11 protein-coding genes are annotated in these 9,912 nt (G+C 69.0%); 4 read left to right on the top strand and 7 right to left on the bottom strand.

Going from position 1 to position 9,912, the window contains the following annotated elements; genetic code table 11:
• Window positions 1–228: hypothetical protein (locus tag ACX28W_RS43195; RefSeq protein WP_459005572.1), on the top strand; the 228-nt coding region annotated here is incomplete at its 5' end.
• Between the two features lie 342 nt (window positions 229–570).
• Here ACX28W_RS43195 and ACX28W_RS43190 read toward each other — a convergent pair.
• Complete coding sequence (locus ACX28W_RS43190; RefSeq protein ID WP_459005571.1) at window positions 571–1,455, bottom strand: pirin family protein; 885 nt, start codon at window positions 1,453–1,455, stop codon at window positions 571–573.
• Window positions 1,456–1,548: 93 nt separating this feature from the next.
• On the opposite strand from ACX28W_RS43190, the gene ACX28W_RS43185 reads away from it, so the two are divergent.
• Window positions 1,549–2,016, top strand: coding sequence for a MarR family winged helix-turn-helix transcriptional regulator (locus tag ACX28W_RS43185; protein ID WP_459005570.1), 468 nt, complete (start codon window positions 1,549–1,551; stop codon window positions 2,014–2,016).
• A gap of 369 nt (window positions 2,017–2,385) precedes the next feature.
• Here the strand turns inward: ACX28W_RS43185 and ACX28W_RS43180 are convergent, their stop codons facing one another.
• The 5 genes from ACX28W_RS43180 to ACX28W_RS43160 are packed head-to-tail and all read right to left on the bottom strand — an operon-like array spanning window position 2,386 to window position 6,934.
• Window positions 2,386–4,182 (bottom strand): acyclic terpene utilization AtuA family protein, encoded by a 1,797-nt coding sequence (locus tag ACX28W_RS43180; protein WP_459005569.1) that lies wholly within the window; start codon window positions 4,180–4,182, stop codon window positions 2,386–2,388.
• Window positions 4,179–4,625 (bottom strand): MaoC/PaaZ C-terminal domain-containing protein, encoded by a 447-nt coding sequence (locus ACX28W_RS43175; protein WP_459005568.1) that lies wholly within the window; start codon window positions 4,623–4,625, stop codon window positions 4,179–4,181. The genes ACX28W_RS43180 and ACX28W_RS43175 overlap by 4 nt, the downstream gene beginning before the upstream one ends.
• Window positions 4,625–5,161: an FAS1-like dehydratase domain-containing protein gene (locus ACX28W_RS43170; RefSeq protein ID WP_459005567.1), complete on the bottom strand. Its 537-nt coding sequence runs from the start codon at window positions 5,159–5,161 to the stop codon at window positions 4,625–4,627. Before ACX28W_RS43170 ends, ACX28W_RS43175 begins: the two co-directional genes overlap by 1 nt.
• A complete protein-coding gene (locus ACX28W_RS43165; RefSeq protein WP_459005566.1) occupies window positions 5,148–6,362 on the bottom strand; it encodes a CaiB/BaiF CoA transferase family protein in 1,215 nt (404 codons plus the stop codon). The genes ACX28W_RS43170 and ACX28W_RS43165 overlap by 14 nt, the downstream gene beginning before the upstream one ends.
• A gap of 17 nt (window positions 6,363–6,379) precedes the next feature.
• The gene (locus ACX28W_RS43160; protein ID WP_459005565.1) at window positions 6,380–6,934 is read right to left on the bottom strand and encodes a 2,4'-dihydroxyacetophenone dioxygenase family protein; all 555 of its coding nucleotides are present in this window, start codon (window positions 6,932–6,934) and stop codon (window positions 6,380–6,382) included.
• A 203-nt stretch (window positions 6,935–7,137) separates the two neighbouring features.
• Here ACX28W_RS43160 and ACX28W_RS43155 point away from each other — a divergent pair, with 203 nt between their 5' ends.
• Window positions 7,138–7,878 (top strand): IclR family transcriptional regulator, encoded by a 741-nt coding sequence (locus ACX28W_RS43155; protein WP_459005564.1) that lies wholly within the window; start codon window positions 7,138–7,140, stop codon window positions 7,876–7,878.
• Between the two features lie 244 nt (window positions 7,879–8,122).
• Here the strand turns inward: ACX28W_RS43155 and ACX28W_RS43150 are convergent, their stop codons facing one another.
• Window positions 8,123–9,067: an expansin EXLX1 family cellulose-binding protein gene (locus ACX28W_RS43150; RefSeq protein WP_459005563.1), complete on the bottom strand. Its 945-nt coding sequence runs from the start codon at window positions 9,065–9,067 to the stop codon at window positions 8,123–8,125.
• 201 nt (window positions 9,068–9,268) lie between these two features.
• Between ACX28W_RS43150 and ACX28W_RS43145 the strand changes: the two genes are divergently transcribed.
• Window positions 9,269–9,511, top strand: a complete 243-nt coding sequence (locus ACX28W_RS43145) for a hypothetical protein (protein WP_459005562.1) — start codon at window positions 9,269–9,271, stop codon at window positions 9,509–9,511.
• The last annotated feature ends 401 nt before the right edge of the window (window positions 9,512–9,912 follow it).

Below are 9,912 nucleotides of genomic sequence, written 5' to 3'. Positions count from 1 at the left end.
TGGCGCTCGCTTCTGACCTTCACCTTGAGGACCAACAACATCATTCATCCCGACCGGTACACCGTCTGCCGCAACGCACCTCTCGAACTGACGAAGGAAGACCAGCAAAAGGCAGACGCTGCGATCCGGGAACTGTTGGAGGGGCAGGAGAAGGGCGCTTTTGCCAAGAGCGAGACCAAGCGGCGAGACTCCTCGAACGACGAAGTCAACGCCGATACGGACCTGTAGGTCGTAAGAATGGTGCTGAGCGTGGCGTGGGCGCACCGTGTCGGCACCCGCCCGCTGCCGCCGGAGCCGCCGATCCTGCTGGTTCGCCCTCAACAGGAGGGCGCCGCCGGGTCACGTCTGCCCGCTGTCGTGCTTCGGCTCACGGCTTGGCCCCGAGTTTCGGGCCGACCAGTCCCGGAATGAGCAGGGCGGCCACGGCGAGGTGCGTCAGAGCCGGCGATGCGCGGGTTCCGAGGTTTTCCTTTCTTGGGCTGGAGGCGGAGGTGAAGGCTCCGGAGTGTGCGTGCCGCGCCGGGCCTGCGGGCACCACGGTCTGGGAAGACGGGGGTGGGTGCCCCGATGTCAGCGGAACTGCAGACGGGCCTGGTTCGGGATGTCGCCGAACCTGCCGCTGTGGAAGTCGCGGAAGGCCTGCTCGATTTCGCTCGCGCTGTTCATCACGAACGGGCCCCCCATCGCGACGGGCTGACCGATCGGCTCACCGCTGTAGACCATGACCACGCTGTGCTCGTCGCCGTCGGCGGTCTCAAGCGCGATGGTCGAGAGCGAAGCCTGGGGAAGGGGGTCGGACCAGGCGATCTCCCCTGCGCGCACGGGACGCCCGGCGACCGTCACCCTGCCGGACAGGACGTAGACGAAGGCACGATCCCGGCCGGGCAGCAGATGATCCAGGCGTCGGCCGGGCTCAAGGGTGATCACCGCTCCGGAGATGGGCCAGTTGTTCAGTGCGGGGCCTTGGACGCCGCCGGCCTCGCCCGAAATGAGGTCGATGCGGGCGCCGTCCGTCTCGATGACGGGTCGACGGTCGGCCAGCAGGTCCTGGTAACGGGTGTCGACCATCTTCATCTCGCCCGGCAGGTTCACCCACAGCTGCAGGATGTGCGCCCGTTCCTTGCGGAAGGCGAGCTCGCGATGGATGATTCCGCGCCCTGCGGTCATCCACTGCACGTCTCCAGTGGTCAGCGCGCCAACATGACCGATGTTGTCACCGTGCTCCAGGACGCCGTCGAGGACCAGTGTGACCGTCTCGAGACCGCGGTGGGGATGCCATTCGAAGCCCGGTGAGGAGAACCAGTCCTCGCTCAACAGCAGGAACGGATCCGTGAGTTCCGGCCTCATCGGAGTGATGACCACGTTCCTGTCGTCGACCTGCGTGTCCCCTCCGAAATGCATCTTCCTCTCGACGCGGACGACGCTACGCTCCGCTGCGCCTTGCAGGGCTTCCATGACCTACGTCCCTTCAGAACCACCATCGAGTTGACGTGTCACCTCACAGTACTCGGTCGAGTAGACATGTCAACTCAAAGGTATGATGGGGCCATGGAGTGGCAGGGATTGAGCGAACGCGAAGTGCGGGCCTGGCGGACGTTCATCCAGATGCAGGAGGTTCTGCGGTCACGTATCGAACAGCAGCTCCAGGCGGGCAGCGGCCTGTCAAACGCTGATTACTCGGTACTCGTCGCCCTGTCGGAAGCCCCGGGCGGGCGCTTGCGTGCCTATGAGCTCAGCGATGAGCTGGGCTGGGAGAAGAGCCGCCTCCACCACCAGCTCACCCGCATGTGCAAGCGCGGCCTGGTGGAGCGCCAGAGCGGCGCGTCACGCGCCATGTATGCGGCGCTCACGTCAGAAGGACGCACAGCCTTGGAAGAAGCAGCCCCCAGCCATGCCCAGGAGGTGCGGCGCCTGGTCATCGACCGTCTCACAGCAGAGCAGATCGACCAACTCGCGGAGATCTCCAGCGCCATCCTCGACCATCTGCACACGGATCACCCGGCTGTCGGCGGCTGACTCTGCGACGGGTTACGCGCTGACGGGCGGGCAGGACCCGCAATACGCCCGCCGTGCTCGCCGCCGTTCGCGACCTGACCGCAGCGCGCTCAAGCTCGCCGAGTACGTCAACACCGCCGGACGCCGGGCCCACACCGATCGCCACCGCGTCCTCGCCGTCTACTGGCCGCCGCCAAGCTGCCGGCCTCGGAGATCCCTCGCGTCGCCGCCACCGTGTGCGCGGTTGTCACGGGACTGATGCTCAGCGAACTGACCGGAGCACTCCAGCGGTGGACCACCCTGCCAACTACCTCGGCACGGCACGCCTGGTCGAGGACCAGACGTGCCGTGCCCATCCACATGAGAGGCCCGTCGTGGGTCATGGCGTCGTCAGGATCGCACCAGAGATCGCGGCACCTTGATGCTGCGTGAGCGTAGCCATTCGCCGAGTGCTTTGGCCTGCGAGTCCAGCCGCAGTGTCGAGGTGGCGCCCGTTCCGAGCAGTCCTCGGACGAGGAAGTTGACCGCGCCCAGGTGGGGGAGTTCGTGGCGCGAGATCTCCAGTCCGCGTGTTTCGGGAAGAAGGCGTCGCAGTTCGTCGATGGTGAGGGTGGACCTGAGCCAGTCCCATGCCTCACGGTCGCGTACCCAGACGCCGAGATTCGCGTCGCCGCCCTTGTCGCCGGAGCGGGCGTGCACGATCTCACCGAGTGGGGCGACGACGAGTTCGTCCGCCCGCGGCGCGGGCACCGATGGCGCGAGCGCCGGCTCGGCCTGCGGCGTTACCTCGCCACCGGCTCCGTCCGGGTTGCCGGGGGCGATGATCTCGGTCGTGCCGTCGTAGTGGTGGACCGTGTGGTGGAGCAGCCGCTGGTCGAGCAGTGCGGGCCAGTAGACACCGAATGCGGACCCTGGTTGCGGAGGGCCGAGGGCGTACAGCCCGGGGTAGCTGGACAGGGCCAGCTCGATCACGCGCGACGAGAAGGCGCGCCCGGCGGCCTGCTGCGTCCCCTGTACGGTGATCCTGAGCAGCTCGGTTCCCGCGTTCTGGGTGTCGGGATCGGGCTGGGCCCGCCCGATGCGCTCGACAGCGACCTCGTCGAGCCCGCGGGCGGCCTCGGCGTAGCGGTGGACGAATCGCTCCACCAGGGCGGCCTTCGCGTCGAGGTCCGTGCCGGTGAGCGCGAGGATCGCGCTGTTCGTCCAGCCTCCCACCCCGGTGATCGCGACCTTGGTCGTCCTGGACGGCGCCGTGCCTCGCACGCCGCTGATCCCGACGCGGTCCTCGCCGAGGTCTGTCAGCGTCGCGGTGTCCAGGTGGGCGGTCACGTCGGGGTTGAGATACGCGGGTTCACCGATCTCGTAGAGCAGTTGGGCGGTGACCGTGTCCTGGGTGACCACGCCGCCGGTGCCCGGGTTCTTGGTGATCACCGAGGAGCCGTCGGCGGCGATCTCGGCGATCGGGAACCCCGGCTCCACGAGGTCGGGGACGGAACGGAACCCGGAGAAGTTGCCGCCGGTCGCCTGAGGCCCGCACTCGATGACGTGTCCGGCGGCGACCGCGCCGGCGAGGGCGTCGTGGTCGTCAGGCGTCCAACCCCACCACCAGGCGGCGGGGCCGACGACCAGGGAGGCGTCGGTGACGCGGCCCGTGACGACGATGTCGGCGCCGTTGTGGAGGGCGCGCGCGATGCCGAAGCCGCCGAGGTAGGCGTTGGCCGTCAGCGGCTGGTGCGGCCAGTCCGACAGCGGTTGACCACTCGTCAGGTGCGGCAGGCGATGGCCCGCTTGCCGCAGACCGTCGAGGCTGCCGAAGACGTCGTCGCCTTCGATGTGGGAGACCCGCAGGTCGTGACCGTGGCGTGCGATCAGTGCGCGCGTCGCGGCGGCCAGCCCGGCGGGGTTGAGTCCGCCGGCGTTGACGACGAGCCTGATCCGGTTGGCGACGAGGTGCTCGAGCGCCGCGTCGAGGTGCTGCAGGAAGGTGGTCGCAAAGCCCTTCGTGCTGTCCTTGGCGCGCGCCTTGCCGAGGATCAGCATCGTGACCTCGGCGAGGTAGTCACCGGTGAGGACGTCGATGCCGCCCGCTCGGGCCATGTCGGCCATGGCCGAGGCGCGGTCGCCGTAGAAGCCGGAGCAGTTCCCGACACGGAGGGGGCGTCGGCCCCGTTCTGATGCTGACGTCATGCCAACTCTTCCGGTGCAGAGGAGCGAAGACCGTCGGCGTTCTCTCCCTCGGCCCTGCTGACCCGTATCGTCCCTTCGAACCCCACCTCGCCGGAGGGGTGTTCCTCGGCGAGCTCAAGGGTCATGCTGTCGCCCTCGATGTGGGTCACCCGCGCGGTGTAGGCCAGGTTGGCGGGCGCACAGACGGGCTTGCGCAGGCGGTAGGCGACCTTCGTCACGCGCCACTTGGGGCCGAGAGCCTCGGTGACACAGCGCAGGGCAAGCGCCGCCCGCAGGTGGGAGTGCACCACAAGACCGCCGTGGCCCTCCTCGCGTGCGTAGGACTCGTCGAAGTGGATGCGGTGGGGGTTCCAGGTGACCGCGCTGTAGCGGAACAGCTGAAAGGTCGTGGCCGTGTGCTTGAGCCGTGGGAGTGTGTCCCCGACCTGGTAGTTGATGGACACTACGACTCCTGCAAGGGGTTGCGTAGCACGACGGTGCGCCGGTTGCGGTTGAGGACGGCACCCTGGGCGGACGTGAACGTGTGGAGGGTGGTGACGAACACGCAGTCGCCGGCGCGGGTCTGCTTGGGAGTGACCGCCTCGAGGGTGGTTTCGAGCATGACCTCCGTGCCCGCGGTCACGGGACCGACCAACTCCATCTCCTCGCCGGCCCCCATCACGCGCAGACCGTCACCGAGGGGCGTGTCACCGCCGAGATGTGTCCCGTCGGGCTGGAGCTGGGCCTCGGGGGTGCCGATGCCCCACTCCACGATCGCGGCGAGCATGTTCGGTGGCGCCACGACATCCGTGTACCCGGCCGAACGTGCGGCCGCGGCATCGTAGTGGACGGGGTCCGCGGCGCCGATGGTCAGTGCGTAGCGGCCGATGGTCACCGCGTCCAGCGTGCCGAGGCTCCGGCGCGAGAGGACGGCTCCGGTCCGCGGCTGGGTCTGGTCGTAGTACTCCGCCAGCGGAGTACCGGGTTCAGGTGTGAACATGCCTGGGATCCTCACCATTGATCTGGGTGCCGGCTTCGCCGGCCGCATCCGCGTGGCCGACAAGCTCCGCGAGAACCTCCCGCGTCGACTCGCCCAGCGGCGGGGCGGCCCGCAGCGGGCCCACCGGCGAGTCGCTGAGCCTCAGAGGGCATCCCGCAACCGGCACCCGGCCCCTGGCCGGGTGCTCGACGTACTGGATCATGCCGCGCTGGATCAGGTGCTCGTCGGAGTCGACCTCGCGGATCGACTTGACCGGCGCGCAGGGCACACCGGCGGCCTGCAGGTCCCGCACCAGCTCGGCACGCGTCCGGGTCCTGGTGCGGGAAGAGACCTGCTCGTCGACCGCGTCGATGTGGGCGACCCGGTCCTTCTGCGTGCGGAACCTGGGGTCGTCGATCAGCTCGGGCCGGCCCAGTGCGGTTGCCACGCCGCGCCAGTGCCGCTCGGCGATGCAGATGATCGCCAGCCATCCGTCGCTCGCCTCGTAGATGTTGTACGGCGCGATCGCCATGCCCGTATGCCGGTTCCCGGTGCGCTCGGGGAGCTCTCGGCCGGGGTTGTTGTGCAGACCGCCCAGGCTGGATGCGAGCATCGGGTAGACGGTGTCGTGCATCGAGACCTCGACGATCTGTCCCCGTCCCGTGCGCTCGCGCTGGAACAGGGCCGCGCTGATCGCCCCGAACAGGTGGATGCCGCCGGAGAAGTCCACGAACGCGGCGCCGGCCTTGGTGGGCGGCCCGTCGGGCTCCCCGGTGGCCGAGGCGCTTCCGGACATCGCCTGCACGGTGATGTCCATGGCCGACATGTGGGCGTAGGGGCCGGTGGACCCGTAGCCCTTGCCGGAGGCCACGACCAGACGCGGGTTGTGTTCGAGGAGCCGCGCAGGGCTGAGCCGGAGGCGCTCCATCGTGCCCGGCGCGTAGTTCTCGATGAGCACGTCGGCGGTCTCGACCAGGTCGAGCAGCGCCTGGCGACCGGCGTCGGTCTTCAGGTCGAGCACCACGCTCCGCTTGTGGGAGTTGAGCATCACGAACTCGTGGGACTCGATCGGCTCGTGCGAGCGGAAGCGCAGTGGCTCACCGCCGGGTGGCTCGACCTTGATGACGTCGGCGCCCAGTTGTGCGAGCAGGAGCCCGCAGTAGGGGCCGTTGTAGATCTGGCCCAGTTCCAGGACCCGGATGCCGTCGAACGCCGGTCGCATGGCTGCTCCCCTGCCGATCAGGACTTGATGACGCCGGCGGCGCCGCCGTGGATGTAGGGGATCGGTCCGGTGCCCTGCGCCGCCGCCGCGGTCTCGGTCAGGTGCTGGAGGGTCACCGCGTCCATGACCGAGTGGAAGGTGCCGTCCTCGTTGAAGCTGACCTGCGCACCCTCGATCCAGGCCAGGGCAACGGTGTCCTCGGTGTTGTCCTCGGGGGTGTAGAAGGTGTGCACCGAGCCGCCGGGCTCGTACAGGTAGGAGCCCGCCGTCTGCGGCTGGTCGGGGTACTCGTGGTACAGCCAGCGGCCCTGGATCGTCCACACCTGAGCCGAACCGGTGTGGTAGTGGACCGGCAGCTCGACCCCGGGTGCCAAGGTGGACAGGAAAACCCACTCTCCGCGCTCGGGGTCCAGGCGCAGCGTCTGGATGTGAATGCCGGGGGCGACAAGATCCTTGAACAGCGGGATCTGGTCGATGTTGACGGTCAGCAGCTCACCCTGCGGCAGAGCGACGAGCGGCAGCGGGGCGCCGCTGCGGGTGGTGGCCACGCCGGGAGAGACAGATGCGGTCATGTTTTCGGGCCTTTCGTTGCGAGTGCGGACCTTCCGGGACATGCGACATGCGAGGTGGTGCGTAGGGGTGCATGGAGAGGCGTACGGATTTACGTATGGCTAACCGGATTTCCGGATGGCTGGGACGCTACGGCGACCCACGCCTCCCTGACAAGACACGTGCACGGACTTTTGGCGGACAGGGCGGTGCTAAAATCAGCCGCATGCCCGTCCGCCCGCATCGCACGGTCGACCGAGTGGTCGGGATCCTCGAAGCCGTGGCCCTGAGCCCGCGGGGAGTGACGCTGGCTGAGCTGGCAGCCGCCCTGGACGCGGCGAAGAGCTCCGTTCAGGAGCTGACCAACGGACTTCTCGCCCGCGGCTACCTCATCGAGGACGACCGCCGGTTCCACCTCGGACCAGGGCCCTTCATCCTCGCCGCTCGCGCGAACAAGCAGGCCGCGTTGTCTCTCGATCACCAGTTCCTGGCCGAGTTGAGCAAGATCCTCCGCTGCACCGTCCTCGTCGGGGTGCGCGTCGGCGACGCCCTCGTCTACGCCGACCATGCCGGTCAGGAGTCGCCCGGCCTGACTTTCGTCGCGCGCACCCACGCCCGTCGCCCCCTCTGCACGACCGCCGCCGGCAAGACTCTGCTCGCCAGTGCCCCCGACGAGGAGATGTACCGGCTCCTGGAGCTGGCCGGTGCGGAACAGGCAGGAGAGGTCCGGCAGTTCCTCGCCGAGCTCCCCGAGATCCGCTCCCGCCGACTCGCCTTCAACCGCGGAGTCACGCTCAAGGACGCCTTTGTCGTGGCCACGCCCCTGTTGGCATCCGACGGCAGTCCGATAGCGGCGATCAGCGCAGCCGTCGACCCCGCAGAAGCGGATCGTCTCGACGACGTCGGCGAGGAGCTCAAGAAGGCAGTCGCCGTTCTCGGCCCCCGGTACGGGCTCAACCAGGCCTGATCCCCCGCGCCGGCGAGCGGCCCGGCTGTCGCCCTCCGGTGAGGTCCAGCCGTCGCGGCAGCCGCCGGCGCCCGCCTCAAGGGACCTTCACCAGCAGGAGGGCGGTGCCGTCGGTACGCTCTCCTGCTGGCCGGGGACGGACGTCCCGATGCCATAGGCCGCGAGGTCGACGCCCGCCCGGTTGCTGCTTGACGGCGGGTGGGCGTGCGTGGGCGCTCAGCCTGTCGTCCGCGCAGATGGCGGGTCAGTGCTGGGCGAACTGGACCCGGGTCGGCTGCACGACGTCCGGTCGCAGCGCGATCCCGTTGACTGTCAGTCGTTCTCCATAGATGTCGGTGATCCTGATCGCACCGCCGCACCCGCTGCCGTCGGCGGAGAGGAAGTAGTTGTAGTCGGTACGGGGCAACTGCCGCCAGCCGTTGGTGGTTTGGACCTCCAGCCGCGCGACCGGATTCCGGTGGCCGATCGCCTGGATGCCGCACCAATAGGGGCTGGACCCGGTCTTGTACCGGATGGAGATCGTGTCGGACGTGCTGGGGCTCAGCAGGCTCCAGGTGATCGGGATCCGGCCGAGCTTGGGGTCGGCGAGTTCGGCGAAGGCCTGTTCGCTGAGGTCGAGTTGCCCGGGTGCGCAGGGCAGTGGGCATTCGTTGGTGATCCGGACCGTGACGGAGGCGCCGTTCGCCGCGCGGGCGAGCACGTACGCGCCGCACGCCTTGGACGACTCGTAGTCGGTGGTGTTCATCGCCGCGATCATGAGGTCGTCGCTCGGGCCGAACAGACAGGCGCCGTCGCCGTTCCCGGCCTCGTAGACGGTGGCGACTCCCTGGTAGGTGGTCCTGGGCTGAATCCGCCCTGCCGACGAAGCCGCGTTGGACGTCCTCCGCGGGGCCTGCGTGGCCGACGGCTGCGACGCCGCGGTCGTCGCACCAACCGTCGGGGTCGGGCTGCGTGTCGCGGTCGCGGTGCCTGTCGGGGTCGGGGTGCTTGTCGCGGTCGCGGTCGTGGCTCTCACGTGAGCGCTGGCGACGGGTGCGACGGCGGTCGGCCCGGCACCGGCCTCGCGGTCGGGGAGCAACGCCATGACCACGTAGGCGAGAACGCCCGCGGCGGCCAGCGCCACCGTGGTGCCCAACATCAGCCTGTGTCTGCGCCTGCGCTGCCGCGCGGCCTGCCTCGCTGTCTTCATGCCTGTCCGTTCGGAAGATCGAGTCGACGGTGCACTGCTCAGTGGCCACAGGAAGCGAAAAGGTTGCCGACGACTTCTCAGTGAGGACTGGTCCCCGGCCATCTGGACACCGAGGCGCTTCAGCAAGGCGACCGGCAAGCTCGCCAACCGGCTTGAGCTGACCGCAGCACGCACGATCAGGAGCCGGTCCCGAGTTCCGGCATGGGCATCGCGGGCGCCGAACTGCTGGGTCGGCTGCTCGCGGAACACGACCGCCTGTCCGCCGCCCTCGGCGTGTGGGCGCAACGGCTGCGCCCGTTCGTCACCCGCGACCAGACGGTGGCCCTGTGTGTGCGGCACTTCTTCATGCCCGCCCACCGCTTCGGGTACGCCGTCCGCCGCACCCTCATCCGGGCGGCCGACACCCCTGTCGGCTCCGCGCGTACCAAGACCCTGGTGAACTGACCGTCCACACAAGACCGTGGGCGCCGGTGCTCCCTCAAGCACCGGCGCCCACTCACCCCTGCCCGAGGTGGCTTTGGTCGTCCTTCTGCAGAGTTGTCAGGGGACGAGGATGAGGCGGATCGGGTCGCCGTTGCGGCATTTCCCGGCGGTTCGGGCGGATGGGTGTCGTGTGGTGCCTTGTGGGGGAGTGGTGGCCGGGGGGGTGCGGGGTGTCAGGACCGCCGCACCCTCCCGGCGTCTGGGGGGTCAGGCGAAGACGTCCTGCTGGTAGCGCTCGTCGGCTTCGAGCTGGGCGAGCCACTGCTGGGCGGTCTCGTCGTCGCTGCCGGTGTGCTTGCGGTAGATGGCGGCGAGGGCCTCGCGTACGGCGGGTGCCATGCGGCGGCCGTCGCCGCAGACGT

The sequence above is a fragment of the Streptomyces sp. SD15 genome, from assembly GCF_054462255.1.
Note: the sequence above shows the minus strand (reverse complement) of the source record. Positions and strands in the feature narration are given on the sequence as shown.